The following is a 16,943-nucleotide window of genomic DNA, read 5'->3' on the forward strand; positions in this document are numbered from 1 at the left end:
ATTTCCGTCTTTGAGGCATCAGTCCCTCTCTCAGGACTGTCCCTTATATCCTTGTCTCAGTTTTGGGGTGCACTCCATGCCTACTGCCTACTGCCTACTGCCTACTGCCTACTGCCTACTGCCAGACGCTCTTTGCGCCACGCCGCCGGCGCCACCCCAACCGCCTGGCGGAAGAACCGTGAGAAATAGGCTGGGTCGTTGAAGCCGGTCTCATAGGCGATGTCCTCGACCGTGCGGATGGTGAAGAGCAGCAGCCGCTTGGCCTCGACCAGGCGCCTTTCGCCGATCGACTGACGCACGCCGGAGCCCAGCACCTGATGCGCCGCCTTGTCGAGCAGATGGCGCGTGGTGCCGAGTTCCTCGACATAGCGCTCGACCGGCCAGTCGTCGCGGAAGTGTCGGTCGATCAGCCGCCTGAGCCGGCCGCCTAGAGCGACCGCCGCGGGCACCATGATCGCATGCGATTGCGCGTCGAGACGGGCGATGTGCGACAATGCCACGGCGACCAGCGGCGGCAGGATCTTTTCCGCGCCGGCTTGCGCCTCGGCATATTCGGCCTGGATCATCCTGACCGTGTCGCCGAGCCTTTGCCAAAGCGCTTCCTCACCACGTGCGGTGATGAGAACCGGCTGGTCGAGCGCCAGCGCCGAGTGCTCGGCGATCGCCGCGAGTGCCGCGTCCGCGACCGAGACGACGATCGCGTCAGTGCCCGGCTCGATGTCGAACCCATGCACCACGCCGCTCGGCATGAAGCTGACCGTCGGTGCCGAAAAACTCCAGGTCCTGTCCTCGATCCGGTAGATGCCCTGCCCGCTCGTCCAGAACGTGACCTGCGCCATTTGCGGGTGTTTGTGGGCCAGAACCTGGCCGCGGTGCACCGAAGCGCGGGCCTGCACGGTCTCGACATGCAGGAAGCCGACGTCGAGCGCCCGTGCCGGCTCGCCGTAGACGAAGAATTCCGGAATGGCGGTCTGGCCCATGAGCAGCCGGAAAAAGTCCAAGCGGTTTTGCGCTTTCGTCCATAAACCATTAGCTCGGCTCCCGCTACTCTCCACCAATCAAGGGAGGATCATGATGCGATCGGAAGAATTCCGGGCCGACAAGTCGCGGCCGTTCACGGGCGCCGAATATCTGGCGAGCCTACGCGACGGGCGCGAGGTCTATATCAATGGCGAACGGGTGGCCGACGTCACCAGCCATCCGGCGATGCGCAATTCGGTGCGCTCGCTGGCACGCCTCTACGACGCGCTGCATGATCCCAACCAGCAGGCGGTGCTGACCTCGCCGACCGACACCGGCTCCGGCGGTTTCACGCACAAATATTTCCGCGTCGCGCACTCCTCCGCCGAGCTTGCCGCGCAGCAAAGCGCGATCGCGCATTGGGCGCGCATGACCTATGGCTGGATGGGCCGCACCGCCGACTACAAGGCGGCGCTGATGAACACGCTCGGCGCCAATGCCGAATGGTACGGACCGTTCAAGGACAATGCGCGCGCATGGCACAGCAGAGCCCAGGAAGCGGTCCTGTTCATGAACCATGCCATCGTCAATCCGCCGATCGACCGCCACAAGCCGGCCGAGCAGGTGAAGGACGTTTTCGTGCACATCACCAAGGAGAACGATGCCGGCATCTGGGTGTCGGGCGCCAAGGTGGTGGCGACGTCGTCGGCGCTCACCCACTATAATTTCCTGGCGCAGAGCTCGGCGACGGTGACGGAGGATCCGTCGCTGTCGGTGATGTTCATCGTGCCGATGAACGCGCCGGGCATAAAGATGTTCTGCCGCGTCTCCTACGAACAGACCGCCAACACTGTCGGCCATCCCTTCGACTATCCGCTGTCGTCGCGCTTCGACGAGAATGACGCGATCCTGGTGCTCGACAATGTCTTCATCCCCTGGGAGGACGTGCTGGTGCTGCGCGACGCGCAAAAAATCCTGTCCTTCCATCCGGCGTCGGGCTTCATGCATGGCTACTGCTTCCAGGGCTGCACGCGCTTTGCGGTAAAACTCGACTTTCTCGCCGGCTTGCTCGCCAAGGCGCTGCGCGCGACCGGCGGCGATGCCTTCCGCGGTAACCAGGCGGCGCTCGGCGAGGTGATTGCGCTGCGCCACATGTTCTGGAGCTTCTCCAACGCGATGGCGCACAATCCGATTCCCTGGGCCAACGGCGCGGTGCTGCCCAATCTCGAGGCCGCGCTCGCTTACCGCACCTTCATGTCGGAAGCCTATCCGCGCGTCATCGACACGGTGCGCCGCGTGATCGCTTCCGGGCTGATCTATCTGCCCTCCTCGGCGCGCGATTTCGACAATCCGGAAATCGACCGCTATCTCGCGCAGTATGTGCGCGGCTCCAACGACATGGGCCATGTCGAACGCATCAAGATCATGAAGCTGTTGTGGGACGCGACCGGCACCGAATTCGGCGGCCGCCACGCGCTCTACGAGCTCAACTATGCCGGCGCGCCGGAAGAGGTGCGGCTGCAGGTGCTGAAGGGCGCGGAGCGCGGCGGGCGGCTGAAGCAGATGGAGGAACTCGTCGACCAATGCATGGCCGACTATGACGAGAAGGGTTGGACCGGCGACACCTGGCTGCCACCCCTCGGCGCCCAGGCCAACTGACGGAGGCCAGCCATGGAAGCGGCCATGACGTCACAAGTCGCGAGGCTGGAATTCCGCGAGGCGATGGCGCGGGTCTGCGCGCCGGTCAACATCGTTACCACCGATGGTCCGGCCGGGCGCGGCGGCTTCACCGCGACCGCCATGTGCAGCGTCTCCGACGATCCGCCGACGCTGCTGGTGTGCATGAACGAGCGCTCGGCGCAGACTGCAATGTTCCTCGCCAACCAGCGTTTTTGCGTCAATGTGCTGACCCAGTCGCACATGCATCTGGCGGCAAAATTCGCCGGCGCGATCCGCGACATGACCGAGCGCTATCAGGCCGCGCGGTGGCAGACCATGCCGTCCGGCATGCCGGCGCTGCTCGACGCGATCGTCAGCTTCGATTGCGAGATCGGCGCGGTGAACAAGGTCGGCACGCACAATGTGATGTTCGGCCGTGTTGTCGACATCCGTCACGGCAGCGACGAGGCGGCGCTGCTGTATGTCGGCCGCAACTACATGCAGCCGAGCGCGCTGGGGAGTTTTGGCGGGTGAGGAGCGCCCATCCCTTCTCCCCTTGTGGGTGTCGCCGAAGGCGACGGATGAGGGGTGCTCCAGCGGAGTGAGACGCTGGCGTTCCCTGGAACACCCCTCATCCGTCTCGGCGCTGCGCGCCGATCCACCTTCTCCCACAAGGCGAAAAGGGAAATCCTAGCCCTCCATCGACTCCGACTGGATCAGGCTATCCAGCATATCTAGCAGGCGCTCGTGCTCTTGGGCGCCGTAGCGCTTCTCGATCGCCTCGTAGATGGCGGTGCGCTCGGGCGCCAGTTCCTCGATCAGCGCCACGCCGGTCGGACTGATGGCGAGCAGCGCGCGGCGGCCGTCATCCTTCACCTTGTTGCGGGATATGAACTCCCTCTCCTCCAGCGCCTTGATGATGCGGGTGAGGCTCGGCGGCAGGATCGAAGCGCGGTTGGCGAGCTCGGTCGCTTCCAGCGGACCGGTTTCGGCGAGAACGCGCAGCACGCGCCACTGCTGCTCGGTGATATCATGGCGGGCGAGCATCGGCCGGAAATGCGCCATGATCACTTCGCGGGCGCGAAGCAGAGCCATGGGCAAGGAACGGCGGGTGCTGGGCGGTAGCAAAATCAGGTCTCCGAAAAATTCCAGTCCAGTACGACTCGCAACAAAGGTCTAGGGCGGGATCGCAGCTATATCCGCGATTTTGCCGAGAGCGGCAATCCCACCCCGGGAGTTGCATCCGCAGAGAGAACGACGCTTGACATTCCCGCGTCAAGATGTAATTCACATGTTAACTACAAGACCGGTGCTGCCGGCGGAGGAAACCTTGCCCCATATGGCGATCGAATATTCGGCGAATCTCGACGCGAAGCTCGACATGGGCGAACTCTGCGCGCTGGTCTCGCGCACCATCCTCGAAACAGGCTTGTTCGAACCGGGCGCGGTCCGGGTGCGCGCCTTCTGCGCCGAAGCCTATGCGATTGCCGACCGGCTCCCGGAGAACGGCTTCATCGACATGAACTTCCGCATCGGCAAGGGTCGCAGCGCGGCGGAAAAGAAGAGCGCCGGCGAGGCCATCTTCGCGGCGGTCACCGATCATCTGGCATCGCTGTTCGCCACGCCGCATTTCGCGCTGTCGCTGGAGATCCGCGAGATCGACGCCGAGCTAAGCTGGAAGAAGAACGCCATCCATCCGCGCCTGCGTGGCAAATAACCGGGCGCGGCAAGCAATCGACAGGAAGCACACCCATGGCGGCATTGGACGACAATCTGAAGAAGGCCGAGGCCTATCTCGAACGCTTCCGTAAAGGCGGCGTGCTCAACCAGATCGCCGGCGAGGCGGTGCCCTCGGCCGACGGTTCGACCTATGAGACGATCTCGCCGATCGACCTCAAGCCGATTGCCACCGTGGCGCGCGGCAAGGCCGCCGACATCGACCGCGCCGCCAAGGCCGCGAAGACCGCGTTCAGGGATTGGGCGGCGATCTCCGGCGATGCGCGCAAGAAGCTCATGCACAAAATCGCCGACGCCATCGTCGCGCGCGCCGAGGAGATCGCCTTCGTCGAATGCATGGACACTGGACAGTCGCTGAAGTTCATGGCCAAGGCGGCACTGCGCGGCGCCGAGAATTTCCGCTTCTATGCCGACCGCGCGCCGGAAGCGCGCGACGGCCGTTCGCTCAGGGCGCCCGGCCAGCTCAACATGACGACACGCGTGCCGATCGGCCCGGTCGGCGTGATCACGCCGTGGAACACGCCCTTCATGCTGTCGACCTGGAAGATCGCGCCGGCGCTGGCCGCCGGCTGCACGGTGGTGCACAAGCCGGCCGAGCTGTCGCCGCTCACCGCCCGGCTGCTGGTCGAGATCGCCGAGGAAGCCGGCCTCCCCAAGGGCGTGTGGAACCTCGTCAACGGGTTCGGCGAGGATGCAGGCCGGGCGCTGACCGAGCACCCCGACATCAAGGCGATCGGCTTCGTCGGCGAAAGCCGCACGGGCTCGATGATCATGAAGCAGGGCGCAGAGACGCTGAAGCGCGTGCATTTCGAGCTCGGCGGCAAGAACCCGGTCATCGTCTTCGCCGACGCCGACCTGGAGCGCGCTGCGGACGCCGCCGTCTTCATGATCTATTCGCTGAACGGCGAGCGCTGCACCTCGTCGTCGCGCCTTTTGGTCGAGGCCTCCGTGCACGACAAGTTCACCGACCTTGTGGCGGAGAAGGCCAAGCGCATCAGGATCGGCCACCCGCTCGATCCCGAGACCGTGGTCGGGCCGCTGATCCATCCGGTGCACGAAGAAAAAGTGCTCTCCTATATCGAGATCGGCAAGTCGGAAGGCGCGGTGGTCGCGGCCGGCGGCGGCAAGTTCGCCGGCCCGGGCGGCGGCTGCTATGTCAGCCCGACGCTCTTCGTCGGCGCCACCAACAAGATGCGCATCGCCCAGGAGGAGATTTTTGGGCCGGTGCTGACGGCAATCCCGTTCAAGGACGAGGCGGAGGCTCTGGCGCTGGCCAACGACACGCAATACGGCCTGACCGGCTATCTCTGGACTTCCGACGTCACCCGCGCCTTCCGCTTCACCGATGCGCTCGACGCCGGCATGATCTGGGTGAATTCGGAGAATGTGCGACATCTGCCGACGCCGTTCGGCGGCGTCAAGAGCTCGGGTATCGGCCGCGACGGCGGCGACTGGTCGTTCGACTTCTACATGGAAACCAAGAACATCGCGTTCGCGACGGCGCCGCATTCGATCCAGAAGCTCGGCGGCTGACCGGAGACACAAATGGCCCTGCCCCAACCCAACCTCTACCCCGCCTTCAACATCGTGCGGCTCAGCCATGTCGAGCTCGCCGTCACCGACCTTGCAAAATCCCGCGCCTTCTATGTCGACACGCTCGGCCTGCAGGTGACCGACGAGACCAGCGGCGCGATCTATCTGCGCGCCATGGAGGAACGCGGCCATCACTGCATCGTGCTGCGCAAGGCGACAACGCCCGAAGCGCGCGAGCTCGGTTTCAAGGTGTTCTCCGACGAGGATCTCGACAAGGCCGAGCATTTCTTCAAGGGAAAAGGCCTGCCGGTGGAATGGGTCGAACGGCCCTACCAGTCACGCACCTTCCGCACCCGTGATCCGCACGGCATTCCGCTGGAGTTCTATTCCAAAATGGAACGGCTGCCGCCGATCCATCAGAAATACGCCTTGTACAAAGGCGTGAAGCCGCTGCGCATCGACCACTTCAACTGCTTCTCGCCCAACGTCGATGAAGCGGTGGCGTTCTACAACGAGCTCGGCTTCCGCGTGACCGAATACACGCAGGACGAAGAGACCGGGAGGCTGTGGGCGGCCTGGACGCACCGCAAGGGCGGCGTACACGACATCGCCTTCACCAACGGCCTCGGCCCGCGCCTGCACCACGTTGCCTTCTGGGTGCCGACGCCGCTCAACATCATCGACCTGCTCGACCTGATGGCGACCACCGGCTATGTCGGCAACATCGAGCGCGGGCCTGGACGGCACGGCATCTCCAACGCCTTCTTCCTCTACATCCGCGATCCGGACAACCATCGCGTCGAGATCTATTGCTCGGACTACCAGACGGTCGATCCGGATCTCGAGCCGATCAAGTGGGATTTGAAAGACCCGCAGCGCCAGACGCTGTGGGGCGCGCCGGCGCCGCGAAGCTGGTTCGAGGAAGGTAGCGTGTTTGCCGGTGTCGAGCCGCGCAAGTCCGATCTGGCGGCCTCGCCGATCGTGGCGCCTTGATGGGCTGTTGCGAGATGTTCGCGTTCCTTCGCCCCCCTCTCTGTCCTGCCGGACATCTCCCGCTCAAGTGGGGAGATTGGCTATTCATCGGAGTTTCAGCATGAGCACGGGACGGCTCGTCACCTTCACCGTCCGCGGCAAGACGCGCTACGGCGCGGTCACAGACAGAGGCGTAGTCGACCTTTCGGCGCGCCATCCCGAATGGACGACGCTGCGCGAGGTGATCGAGGCCGGCGCGCTCGTAAAGCTCGCCGAGGAAGCTGAAGGGTTGGCAGCCGATTTCAGCGTGGAGGACATCGCCTACGAAATCCCGGTGCCCTCGCCGGAAAAGATCATCTGCGTCGGCGTCAACTATCCGGACCGCAACGAGGAGTACAAGGATGGGCAGGCAGCGCCCTCGAACCCGTCGCTGTTCATCCGCTTCCCGCGCTCCTTCGTCGGCCATGGCTCACCGCTGGTGCGGCCGCCGGAATCGCCGCAGCTCGATTATGAAGGCGAGATCGTCATCGTCATCGGCAAGGGCGGGCGGCGGATCGCCGAGGCCGATGCGCTCGGCCATATCGCGGCGCTTTCGCTCTGCAACGAAGGCACGATCCGCGACTGGGTGCGCCACGCCAAATTCAACGTCACCCAAGGCAAGAATTTCGACCGCACAGGCTCGATCGGACCGTGGCTGGTGCCGTTCGCCGACGAGGCGCAGATCGCCGACATTTCGCTGACCACCCGCGTCAATGGCGAGATCCGCCAGCAGGACCGCACCGGGCGCATGATCTTTTCCTTCCGCAAGATCATCAACTACATCTCGACCTTCACAACACTGGTGCCGGGCGACGTCATCGTCACGGGAACACCGACCGGTGCCGGCGCCCGTTTCGACCCGCCGATCTGGCTGACGCCAGGTGACGTCATCGAGGTCGAGGCGGAAGGCATCGGGACGCTCAGGAATGGCGTCGTCGACGAAGGAACCGGCCGATGATGACGGAAAGCCAAATCGAGGACGCCGCCCGCAGGCTGTTCGAAGCCGAGCGCGACCGGCGCCAGATCAGGCTGCTCAGCCTCGATTTTCCAGAGGCGACGATGGACGACGCCTACCGCGTGCAGGCGGCGCTGGTGAAGCGCAAGGCCGCATCGGGACTGACGATCAAGGGTTGGAAGATCGGCCTGACCTCGAAGGCGATGCAGTCGGCGCTCAGCATTGACATTCCGGATTCCGGCATCCTGTTCGACGACATGTTCTTCGAAGATGGCGGCACCGTGCCTGCCGATCGTTTCATCCAGCCGCGCATCGAGGCCGAGATCGCCTTCGTCATGAAGGCGCCTTTGGCTGGTCCCGACATTTCGGTCGACGACGTGCTCGACGCCACCGATCATATCACGCCGGCGCTTGAAATCCTCGACACCCGCATCGAGCGGATGAACAAGGAGACCGGCAGGATCCGCACCTTCTTCGACACGATCTCGGACAATGCGGCCAATGCCGGCATCGTCGTCGGCGGCCGCGCCGCCGGCCCACGCGAGGCGGATCTGCGCTGGATCGGCGCGATCGTGTCGCGCAACGGCGAGGTCGAGGAGACGGGCCTCGGCGCCGGCGTGCTCGATCATCCCGCCAAGGGCATCGTCTGGCTCGCCAACCGGCTGCACCAGTACGGCATGCGGATCGAGGCCGGCCAAGTCGTGCTGTCGGGCTCCTTCATCCGGCCGGTCGAATGCCGGCATGGCGACCGGATCGTCTCGGATTTCGGGCCCTTTGGCGCGATCCGCATCGCCTTCGCCTGATCCAGGCATTTCTCAGCTTCTGAAAAAAGGCCGGGCGCGAAAGCGGCCCGGCCAAGAATGAAGGTCATAACCTTCAGAGGGGAACACCGCCCGGCGCAATGGGAGGAAAACACCGAGCGATGCCTCTTATTTGGGGCCTAAACGGTGTATTTTCCACGAACGGAATTCCAAAAAAGATCGGAAATGCGAAAAAATCTCGCGCAATCATCAGGAATCCTCAGCCGGCGGCCGATGCTTTTTCCAGAAGGTCGGCATAGTGACGCCGTGAAACGTCTGGATGCGACCTCAGACGGCTCTTCAGCACATTGGTCCCGACATTGCGGAACAGCGGATTGTCGGGGTCGCTGGCCGGGCCGCGCGCTTCGGCGGCGAGTTCCTCGGGCAGGTCGAGCAGCGGGATCGTCGCGTCGAGGCGGGCGCTGAAGAAGAACGGCACGGAAATGCGCTCGACGCCGGCCGGCGGCGTCACCACGCGGTGCACAGTTGCCCTGAGATAGCCGTTCGAGGCGAGTTCGAGCAGCGAGCCGATGTTGACGACGAGCGTTCGCGGGATGGGATCGACATCGACCCAGCTGCCATCATACTCGACCTGCAGGCCCTTGTTCTCGTCCTGCAGCAGCAGGGTGAGAAAACCGCCATCCTTGTGCGCGCCGACGCCCTGGTCGTCACCGGTGGCATCGCGGCCGGGATAGCGCACGATCTTCATGCGATGGTTCGGCTCGCCGCGATAGATCGGGTCGAAAGCGTCTTCCGGTTGGTCGAGCGACAGCGCGAAAGCCTTGAGCAGCCGGATCGCCACGTCGGTCGCCTTGGCTTGCCAGGCAAGCAGCGCGGGCTTGAGATCGGGAAGTGCTGCGGGCCACTGGTTCGGGCCTTGCAGCCGCGTCCAAGCCGGCACGCCCAGCCCTTGCGAAACGGCCGGGCGCTCGACCCCGATGTCCAACTGCTCGCGCCAGTCGGCCTTGCCCCTGGTCAGCTCGCCACCGGCGCGCGTATAGCCACGAAACTGCGGCGACTTCACCATCTCGATGCCGAGCTTGTCGGCTTCCGGCAGGGCGAAGAAGCGGCGCGCCGCGTCGAGCACCGCATCGATTTCCGGCTGGGTGATGCCGTGGCCGCTCAGATAGAAGAAGCCGACATCGCGGGCTGCCGTGCGCAAATCAAACAAGAAAGTTCGAAGCTCCGACGGGCCCTGCTCCAGGCGGTCGAGATCGAGCACCGGCATTATTCTGGGCATGGACAGGCTCCTCTTGGCGTAACTCTTGTTTTTCGCAATTCCGGACGGAAAACCGCTGCACTTTCCTTGGAATTGCTCTAGCGCCCCTGCCGCAAGATGACATGCGCGCCATTGCGGGTGAAGAAACGCGCCGACCAATCTCATTGCAAACGGCGCAAGCCGGCGCTCAATTCCCGGCTTTTGCGGCAAATTGCGTTCGCGACGCCACCCATGCCCTGCCCTGTCAGCGATGATCCAGCCTTGCGACCAGCCGGTCGCCGATCCACTGGATGCCGCAGACCAGCACGATCAGCACAATGACCACGGCGACCATGACGCTGGTCTCGAAGCGCTGGTAGCCATAGCGGATGGCGAGGTCGCCGAGGCCGCCGGCGCCGATCGCGCCGGCCATGGCCGAGGCGCCGACGAGCGTCACCAGCGTCACCGTGAAGCCGGCGACGATGCCGGGCAACGCTTCCGGCACCAGCACCTCGCGGATGATGGTCCAGCGGTTGCCACCCATGGCGCGCGCCGCCTCGATCAAGCCGTGGTCGACCTCGCGCAGCGAGACTTCGGCGATGCGGGCGTAGTAAGGCGTCGCGGCGATCGACAGCGGCACGATCGCCGCCCAGGTGCCTATCGAGGTGCCGACGATCAGCCGCGTCACCGGGATGAGCGCCACCAGCAGGATGATGAAGGGCACCGAGCGGAAGCCATTGATGATGGCGCCGAGGATGCGGTTGAGCCAAAGGCTTTCGGCGATGCCGCCACGATCGGTGGCGACCAGCGCCAGACCGAGCGGCAGGCCGAAGACCAGCGAAATGATACCGGACGCGCCGGTCATCAGCACCGTCTCCCAGATCGAGCGGAGCAGGAGTTCAAACAGGATCGGCGACATGGCCAAGCACCTCCACCCGCGCCCCGCGGTCTTTCAGGAAAGCGATAACTGCCGCCAGATGCGCGGCGTCGGCTCCAGGAACCGCCACGAACAGCGTGCCGACCGGCTGCTGCTGCACGTGGTCGATACCGCCATGCACAAGCCGGAACGGGCCGGGCACGTTGGCGCTCAGCTCCGAGAACAGCGGGCCACGTGCCGCTTCGCCGGCGACATCGATCCGAAGAATAGTTTCCGCGCCTTCGCCTTTGGCCAATCGGCTGGCGATCTCCGGCGGCAGTTGCGGCCGGATGCCGCCGAGCAGGCTGCGGGTGATCTCCGATTTCGGGTTGGCGAAGACCTGCCAGACGGCGCCCTCCTCGACGATCCGGCCGGCATCGATCACCGCCACGCGGTCGGCGATGGAACGGATCACCTCCATCTCGTGCGTGATGAGCAGGATGGTCAGCCCGAGCCTGGAATTGATGTCCTTGAGCAGCGCCAGGATCGAGCGCGTCGTCTCCGGATCGAGCGCCGAGGTCGCTTCGTCGGACAAGAGCAGCGCCGGGCGCGCGGCGAGCGCCCTGGCGATGCCGACACGCTGCTTCTGTCCGCCCGACAGCGAGGCCGGATAGGCTTTGGCTTTCTCAGAAAGGCCGACCAGTTGCAGCAACTCGGCCGCGCGCGTCATGCGCTCGGCGCGGGGCCGCCCTTCGATCTTGAGCGGCAGCGCGACATTCTCCTCGACGGTCTTCGCCGACAGAAGGTTGAAGTGCTGGAACACCATGCCGATGCGGCGGCGCAGCGGCTGCAGTTCGCGTTCGCCCAGACGGCCGATCTCGCTGCCTTCGATGAAGACCTCGCCGGAATCGGGCCGCTCCAGCCCGTTCAGACAGCGGATCAGCGTCGACTTGCCGGCGCCGCTGCGGCCGATGATACCGAGGATCTCGCCCTTCTTCACGTTAAGCGAAACGCCGTCGAGCGCCGCCGTCGCGCCGAAGCGGCGCTTCAGGTCGACGAGGCGGACGACGTCTTGCGACCTCGTGGGATCGATAACGACCGGGTCGCCTATCTCGGCCGTGACGTGCTGGTTCATCTCTGTTTCCGTTTCAGTGCCGCTCAAACGCGACGGCGGCCCGCTCAACAGCGGAGCCAACTTCCGACAGCCAGGCCCCGATCAATAGGCGCTGATCCCGGTGCCCTTGTAGACCTTGTCGAACTCAGCCTTGACCGCCTCGTTCTGGTAGGAGGCGACCAGCGCCTTCACCCAGGGCTCGTTCTCGGTTCCTGCCTTGACGGCGATGAAGTTGCGGTAAGGGTTGTCGGCCACCGGTTCCTGCGCGATGCGGTTTTCAGGGCCGAGGCCGCTTTTCAGCGCCCAGTCGGTGTTGACGACGGCGGCATCGAGATCCTCCACCGAGCGGCCGACGATGCCGGCGTCGAGTTCCTTGATCTCGAGCTTCTTCGGGTTGTCGGCAATGTCGGCGGTGGTCGCCAGGATGCCGGTGCCCTCCTTGAGCTTGATCAGACCCTCATGCTCCAGGACGTGCAGAGCACGGCCTTCGTTGGACGGGTCGTTCGGCAGGCCGATGACGGCGCCCTCGGGCAGCTCGGCGACCTTGGCGTGCTTCTTCGAATAGAGGCCGATCGGCCAGACGCCGGTATAGCCGACCGGCACGATGTGGTAGCCCTGCGTCTTGATCTGGTTGTCGAGATAGGGCTTGTGCTGGAAGGCGTTGGCGTCGATCTCGCCGCGCTCCAGCGCCTCGTTGGGCTGGGTGTAGTCGTTGAAGACGACGGTCTCGATCGTCAGCCCTTTCTTGGCCGCCTCGGCGGTGACGACGCGCCAGACATCCTCGTCCTCGCCGCTGATGATGCCCACCTTGATCGCCTTCTTGTCTTCGGCGAAGGACGGCGACGGTCCGGCGAAGCCGACCACGGCAAGCGTCGTAGCGAAAAGCGCGGCAAGTCCGGCGCGCCTGGTGATTGACGTAACGAGAGAATTTGAAGCGTTGCCGCGTTCGGACATGATGCGTTCCTTGCGATCCTGAAATCACTTTGGCCTGGCGGGATGCGAAGCCTTGATATCAGCATCACCAATGCTGCCCGGTCAGGCAAAGAAGCGCATTTCCTCTCAGGCGGAGCGCGGAAAATATTCTCTCAAAGATTTTATGACTTGGAGCATGCCAGCCGCTGGCAAGCCGGTTTGGGCCGGTCAAGGTCCGAAGCGATGACGCTTAAGAGGCTTGCCGCGCAGCGCGCCAGCTCAATCGGCCATTCCCCCGCAGGCGAGGCACCGTCGGCAGGCCTCGCACTTCCTGAACGCCGAAGCCCAGGCGCGTCAGGCAGGCCCGCGCCAGGGCCGCATTGCTGTCGATGACGATCAATCCGTTCGTGTCACCGAGGCTGGCCGACACGACCGACAGTTCGGTGCAGCCGAGAAGTGCCGCATCGGCGCCAGCCAGTTGCGCGAGATGAAGCGCCCGCTCGGTTTCAGCCGCGGCCTGCGCGATCGAGCCGGCCTTGACGAGGCCGATGGCGCTGTCGACGCGTTCCTGGAACTCCGTGTCCGCGGGAAGGCAAGGCTCGAAACCCGCCACCGATATCCTCTCCTGATAGAAACCGGAGGCAAGCGTGCCCCGGGTTGCGAGATTCGCAACCCTGCCCCGGTCCAAGCCGCGGCGGATTTCCGCCGCCACCGCGTCGCCGATGTGGATGATCTCGGCCTGCGAGTTCGCCACCAGCTTTTCATACCAATGATGAGCGGTGTTGCAGGGCATGGCGATGCAGGCAACGCCGAGCGCGTTCAGCGTCGAGACCGCGGCCATCAGCGGCGCCAGCGGCCCGTCATGTCCGGCCAGGATCGCTTCGGTCCGGTTGGGCAGTTGCGGCACGCTGAGGATGACGGAAGGCACATGCTGGTTGTCGCTGAACGCCTCGGTCATCCGGGTCAGCTTGAAATAGAAGTCCGCCGATGCCAGCGGCCCGAGACCGCCGATGATGCCAAGCTTAGGACGAATGCTGTCGTCGATCATCGGACGGGCTCGGCTTCGAACTCGCCCGCGACCGTTTCATCGGACTGCGTCGTCTCCCTGTGGTTGGGCGCGATCATGGCCGTGCTCGCCGCCACGGTGCAGACGCTGGACAGCGTCATGAACGTATCGACGGCCGCATCCACCGCCACGAACAGGGCGAACGCTGCCTCGAAGGGAAGCTTCAGGTAACCGCAGACGATCGACATCTGGGACAGGATGAGCAGGCTGCCCATGCCGCCGGTGGTCAGCGCCAGAAGTGCGGAGACGATGCCGACGAGCAAGAGATCAGGGATCGCCAGTTGATGGCCGTAGAGCTGGGCGATGAACAGGGCACCCGAGGTGTAGACCAGCGCCGGGCCTGTTCGCAGCAAAGCCGCCTGCAGCGGCACGAGCAACTCGACGACGACAAGGTTGAAGCGCAGGCGCTCGCTCAACAGGTTGATGACCCATGGCAACGAAGCGACCGAGGAGCGTGTGGTGATGGCCACCATCAGGAGCGGCTGGCAGGTCCTGATCGTGGCCCAGTAGCTCCGTCGCGACCGCATGGCGATAATTGCAAACGCGCCGGCGAGGAAGGTCAGGCAGGAAAGGCCCATCACCAGCAGATAGCCGCCCATCAGCATCAGCGGCTTGGTGCCGGTCGACGCGGTCTGGTCCGCGATCAGGATGAAGGTCGCGAAGGGCAGCCCCCAGACGAACCAGTTGGTCAGCACCGTGCACGCCCGGTACACCGCGTTGAGCGCTTGCGACAGGCTGAGCGACGAGGGCTGCGGAATCTTGCCCATCGCCAGACCGAAAAGCAGGCAGAATAACAGGACCTGGATGGTCTGGCCCGAGGCCAACGCGTTGAAGACGTTGTTCGGCACCAGGTCCATGAAGATCGAATGCCCGGCGTTCGGATCGCCGGTCGATGGCGGCGGCTGGAACGGGAATGCGAGATCGGTGGAGACGCTGCCCTGGGAATTGATGAACTCGCCGAGCTCGATGCGCGACTGCGGGTTCTCGATCTGGCCGGGCTTGAGGATCAGCGAATAGGTGCCGCTCACCAGCACGGCAAGGAACGACACGACCAGAACGGCTATGCCCACCTTGCCAAGATAGCGGACCGATTTCGGATCCTGGACCATCGCGGTGATGGAGAAGATGACGGACGAGACCAGATAGGGCAAGACGACCATCTTTAGGAAATTCAGGTAGATCTGCGCAACCGGACTGATGGCGTGGGCGAAGGCCGGGTAATAGAGGCCGCACAGGATCCCGGCCAGGATCATGATCATCGTCGTCAACGGCGAGCGCAGGATGCGCTTTGCCGCCAGGCGCCAATCGAAAGACATGGGTGCGGCTACATCCGAGACGGCCATTGTCAGGCTTTGCTCCCCTGACGATAGCGCGCGATGATCTCGTCAGTGCTGAGGACCTGCTGGCCTCGCGCCAGATCGAGATAGAGATCGACGAAGGCCGCCAGATGGGGATTGGCCGGGCTGACGCCGACCGCGATCGTGTCGACCTTGTCCGTCAGCGTGATCGAGCGCGCGACGACCGTCATCGACGGATCGTCGACCATCAGCTTCTTGATCTCGAAATCGTCGCGATAGGCAAGGTCGATCGTGCCGTTGCGGATCGCATCGATGACCGTGTTCCAGCCCGCGAAGCGCTGGATCGTGGCGTGCGGGAATGTGGTCGCCGCATAGGTGGCGAAGGATGAGCCTTCGATCACGCCGAGATCGCCGGAGAAATCGCGGATGATCTGTTCGGGCGGCTTGCCTTGCGCGATGCGCGCCAGGTTCACGCGGTTGGCAAGCAGCCCCTGGTGCAGCATGGCGTAGGGCCGGGAATAGAGGATCGAGCGACCGCGCTGAAGAGTGCGGCTCAGCTTGCCGATCGCCAGATCCGCCTCGCCGGACGTCAGCAGTTGCACCATGGCGTCGAAGGTCACGGCGGACCGGTCGAACACCGGTTCGACGCCAAGCTCCGCGGCTATGCCGCGCGCCAGGTCCACGTCGATGCCGCCGTCCCCCGAGCCGTCGGCCGGGAAGAACGGATCGGAGGCGAAGGCCGGCATGGCGATGCGCAGCTTGTTGACGCCGACGACAGGTTGGGGAGCGTCTTGCGCCTGGGCCGGCGTGGCCACGGCTTGCGCCTGCGCGATCAGCAGCCCTCCGCCTCCGGCTGCAAACAGCGTGCGACGTGTAAGCGGCATGCGCGTTCTCAATTCGTGCGGGGAAGCCGGACAACAAATCTGATAAATGCGCAGTATGCACGCCGAAGTTAAGTAAAGGTATCTTTTATTTTGCGCCTTTTTACATTGCGGATCACTAAAGTAGCATCAAGAAATATGCATACCTTCTAAAGTAATAAGGCAACGGCGAGGCGCGTTATTGTACCGTTTGCGCAACGGGTCGTCAGAACGTCTCGACCCAGGGCCTGAGATCGACCTCGAAGCTCCAGGCGCTGCGATGCTGACGATGGGTGGCGAGATAAGTCTCGGCGATCGCATCGGGTGACAGGTGGCTGTCCGTCCGCTCGGGCGTCCTCGCGGGCGAGGCGATCTGGCCATCGATGATGAAATGCGCGACGTGGATGTTCTTCGGGCCGAGCTCGCGCGCCATCGATTGCGCCAGGCCGCGCAGGCCGAATTTAGGCATGGCGAAACCGGCGGAACCGGAAAAGCCTTTGAGGCTTGCGCTGGCGCCGGTGAACAGGATCGAGCCTGAGCCCCGCGCTATAAGCCGGAGCGCCGCCTGCTGGCCGACCAGGAAGCCGCCATAGGCGCCGACGAGCAAGGCTTGCTTGACCGCCTCGGGATCGAGCTCGGCGATCGGGCCGCGCGTGCGGCCGCTGGCGTTGAAGACGGCGATCTCAAGCGGACCAGCCTTGTCGGCCGCCTCGAACAGCCGCTCGACGGAGGCCGCGTCAGACACGTCGGTTTCCACGGCTTGGGCGCCGGTTTCCTTGACCAGCGCGGCCAGCTTGTCGACGTTGCGCGCGGCAAGGACGATGCGGAACCCCTCCTTGGCGAGGAGCCGTGCCAGCGAGGCGCTTAGCCCCGAGCCGGCGCCCGCGATCACCGCAACATTGGCTGCCATAGCGTTCCTCCTTGAGGTCCCTCGTTGTCGAACCTGCAGGCTCGCGCCTTCGGCGACAAGAGGCAAGCACGTGG

Annotated in this window: 17 protein-coding genes; 7 read left to right on the top strand and 10 right to left on the bottom strand. The window is 64.3% G+C overall.

Annotated elements, in window-relative coordinates:
* Window positions 1-101: 101 nt before the first annotated feature.
* Window positions 102-980: a helix-turn-helix domain-containing protein gene (locus FJ471_RS07690; RefSeq protein ID WP_140802654.1), complete on the bottom strand. Its 879-nt coding sequence runs from the start codon at window positions 978-980 to the stop codon at window positions 102-104.
* 94 nt (window positions 981-1,074) lie between these two features.
* Here FJ471_RS07690 and FJ471_RS07695 point away from each other — a divergent pair, with 94 nt between their 5' ends.
* Window positions 1,075-2,619: a 4-hydroxyphenylacetate 3-hydroxylase family protein gene (locus FJ471_RS07695; protein ID WP_140802656.1), complete on the top strand. Its 1,545-nt coding sequence runs from the start codon at window positions 1,075-1,077 to the stop codon at window positions 2,617-2,619.
* Window positions 2,620-2,643: 24 nt separating this feature from the next.
* Window positions 2,644-3,153 carry a flavin reductase gene (locus FJ471_RS07700; protein ID WP_140802576.1) on the top strand — a complete coding sequence of 170 codons (510 nt, stop codon included), beginning with the start codon at window positions 2,644-2,646 and terminating at the stop codon, window positions 3,151-3,153.
* Between the two features lie 156 nt (window positions 3,154-3,309).
* Here FJ471_RS07700 and hpaR read toward each other — a convergent pair whose 3' ends face one another.
* Entirely contained in the window at window positions 3,310-3,714 is a 405-nt protein-coding gene (gene hpaR / locus FJ471_RS07705; protein WP_246684639.1) for a homoprotocatechuate degradation operon regulator HpaR, read from the bottom strand.
* Between the two features lie 235 nt (window positions 3,715-3,949).
* Between hpaR and FJ471_RS07710 the strand changes: the two genes are divergently transcribed.
* From FJ471_RS07710 to hpaH, 5 genes are all read left to right on the top strand, one after another.
* Window positions 3,950-4,336 carry a 5-carboxymethyl-2-hydroxymuconate Delta-isomerase gene (locus tag FJ471_RS07710; protein ID WP_140802657.1) on the top strand — a complete coding sequence of 129 codons (387 nt, stop codon included), beginning with the start codon at window positions 3,950-3,952 and terminating at the stop codon, window positions 4,334-4,336.
* A 35-nt stretch (window positions 4,337-4,371) separates the two neighbouring features.
* Window positions 4,372-5,889 carry a 5-carboxymethyl-2-hydroxymuconate semialdehyde dehydrogenase gene (gene hpaE / locus FJ471_RS07715; protein WP_140802578.1) on the top strand — a complete coding sequence of 506 codons (1,518 nt, stop codon included), beginning with the start codon at window positions 4,372-4,374 and terminating at the stop codon, window positions 5,887-5,889.
* 12 nt (window positions 5,890-5,901) lie between these two features.
* A complete protein-coding gene (gene hpaD / locus FJ471_RS07720; protein WP_140802579.1) occupies window positions 5,902-6,882 on the top strand; it encodes a 3,4-dihydroxyphenylacetate 2,3-dioxygenase in 981 nt (326 codons plus the stop codon).
* A gap of 100 nt (window positions 6,883-6,982) precedes the next feature.
* Window positions 6,983-7,858 carry a fumarylacetoacetate hydrolase family protein gene (locus FJ471_RS07725; RefSeq protein ID WP_140802580.1) on the top strand — a complete coding sequence of 292 codons (876 nt, stop codon included), beginning with the start codon at window positions 6,983-6,985 and terminating at the stop codon, window positions 7,856-7,858.
* Window positions 7,855-8,658 (top strand): 2-oxo-hept-4-ene-1,7-dioate hydratase, encoded by an 804-nt coding sequence (gene hpaH / locus FJ471_RS07730; RefSeq protein ID WP_181179225.1) that lies wholly within the window; start codon window positions 7,855-7,857, stop codon window positions 8,656-8,658. Before FJ471_RS07725 ends, hpaH begins: the two co-directional genes overlap by 4 nt.
* A gap of 217 nt (window positions 8,659-8,875) precedes the next feature.
* On the opposite strand, the gene FJ471_RS07735 is transcribed toward hpaH, so the two are convergent.
* The 8 genes from FJ471_RS07735 to FJ471_RS07770 form a co-directional block, all read right to left on the bottom strand.
* Complete coding sequence (locus FJ471_RS07735) at window positions 8,876-9,895, bottom strand: isopenicillin N synthase family oxygenase (protein ID WP_140802582.1); 1,020 nt, start codon at window positions 9,893-9,895, stop codon at window positions 8,876-8,878.
* 223 nt (window positions 9,896-10,118) lie between these two features.
* A complete protein-coding gene (locus tag FJ471_RS07740) occupies window positions 10,119-10,772 on the bottom strand; it encodes a methionine ABC transporter permease (RefSeq protein ID WP_140802583.1) in 654 nt (217 codons plus the stop codon).
* Window positions 10,753-11,844: a methionine ABC transporter ATP-binding protein gene (locus FJ471_RS07745; RefSeq protein WP_140802584.1), complete on the bottom strand. Its 1,092-nt coding sequence runs from the start codon at window positions 11,842-11,844 to the stop codon at window positions 10,753-10,755. Before FJ471_RS07745 ends, FJ471_RS07740 begins: the two co-directional genes overlap by 20 nt.
* Window positions 11,845-11,925: 81 nt before the next feature.
* Window positions 11,926-12,777: a MetQ/NlpA family lipoprotein gene (locus tag FJ471_RS07750; protein WP_140802585.1), complete on the bottom strand. Its 852-nt coding sequence runs from the start codon at window positions 12,775-12,777 to the stop codon at window positions 11,926-11,928.
* Between the two features lie 208 nt (window positions 12,778-12,985).
* Window positions 12,986-13,783 (bottom strand): amino acid racemase, encoded by a 798-nt coding sequence (locus FJ471_RS07755; protein WP_140802586.1) that lies wholly within the window; start codon window positions 13,781-13,783, stop codon window positions 12,986-12,988.
* Window positions 13,780-15,117 (bottom strand): cation:dicarboxylase symporter family transporter, encoded by a 1,338-nt coding sequence (locus tag FJ471_RS07760; RefSeq protein ID WP_224670258.1) that lies wholly within the window; start codon window positions 15,115-15,117, stop codon window positions 13,780-13,782. Before FJ471_RS07760 ends, FJ471_RS07755 begins: the two co-directional genes overlap by 4 nt.
* 29 nt (window positions 15,118-15,146) lie before the next feature.
* Entirely contained in the window at window positions 15,147-15,983 is an 837-nt protein-coding gene (locus FJ471_RS07765; protein ID WP_181179227.1) for a transporter substrate-binding domain-containing protein, read from the bottom strand.
* 202 nt (window positions 15,984-16,185) lie between these two features.
* Window positions 16,186-16,869 carry an SDR family NAD(P)-dependent oxidoreductase gene (locus FJ471_RS07770; RefSeq protein ID WP_140802588.1) on the bottom strand — a complete coding sequence of 228 codons (684 nt, stop codon included), beginning with the start codon at window positions 16,867-16,869 and terminating at the stop codon, window positions 16,186-16,188.
* Window positions 16,870-16,943 lie beyond the last annotated feature (74 nt).

This window comes from Mesorhizobium sp. B2-7-1 (assembly GCF_006440735.1).
GTDB lineage: Bacteria > Pseudomonadota > Alphaproteobacteria > Rhizobiales > Rhizobiaceae > Mesorhizobium.

Coding starts and splice junctions, on each gene's coding strand:
- FJ471_RS07690 (WP_140802654.1), bottom strand. CDS start 980: ATGGGCCAGACCGCCATTCCGGAATTCTTCGTCTACGGCGAGCCGGCA.
- FJ471_RS07695 (WP_140802656.1), top strand. CDS start 1,075: ATGCGATCGGAAGAATTCCGGGCCGACAAGTCGCGGCCGTTCACGGGC.
- FJ471_RS07700 (WP_140802576.1), top strand. CDS start 2,644: ATGACGTCACAAGTCGCGAGGCTGGAATTCCGCGAGGCGATGGCGCGG.
- hpaR (WP_246684639.1), bottom strand. CDS start 3,714: ATGGCTCTGCTTCGCGCCCGCGAAGTGATCATGGCGCATTTCCGGCCG.
- hpaE (WP_140802578.1), top strand. CDS start 4,372: ATGGCGGCATTGGACGACAATCTGAAGAAGGCCGAGGCCTATCTCGAA.
- hpaD (WP_140802579.1), top strand. CDS start 5,902: ATGGCCCTGCCCCAACCCAACCTCTACCCCGCCTTCAACATCGTGCGG.
- FJ471_RS07725 (WP_140802580.1), top strand. CDS start 6,983: ATGAGCACGGGACGGCTCGTCACCTTCACCGTCCGCGGCAAGACGCGC.
- hpaH (WP_181179225.1), top strand. CDS start 7,855: ATGATGACGGAAAGCCAAATCGAGGACGCCGCCCGCAGGCTGTTCGAA.
- FJ471_RS07735 (WP_140802582.1), bottom strand. CDS start 9,895: ATGCCCAGAATAATGCCGGTGCTCGATCTCGACCGCCTGGAGCAGGGC.
- FJ471_RS07740 (WP_140802583.1), bottom strand. CDS start 10,772: ATGTCGCCGATCCTGTTTGAACTCCTGCTCCGCTCGATCTGGGAGACG.
- FJ471_RS07745 (WP_140802584.1), bottom strand. CDS start 11,844: ATGAACCAGCACGTCACGGCCGAGATAGGCGACCCGGTCGTTATCGAT.
- FJ471_RS07750 (WP_140802585.1), bottom strand. CDS start 12,777: ATGTCCGAACGCGGCAACGCTTCAAATTCTCTCGTTACGTCAATCACC.
- FJ471_RS07755 (WP_140802586.1), bottom strand. CDS start 13,783: ATGATCGACGACAGCATTCGTCCTAAGCTTGGCATCATCGGCGGTCTC.
- FJ471_RS07760 (WP_224670258.1), bottom strand. CDS start 15,117: ATGTCTTTCGATTGGCGCCTGGCGGCAAAGCGCATCCTGCGCTCGCCG.
- FJ471_RS07765 (WP_181179227.1), bottom strand. CDS start 15,983: ATGCCGCTTACACGTCGCACGCTGTTTGCAGCCGGAGGCGGAGGGCTG.
- FJ471_RS07770 (WP_140802588.1), bottom strand. CDS start 16,869: ATGGCAGCCAATGTTGCGGTGATCGCGGGCGCCGGCTCGGGGCTAAGC.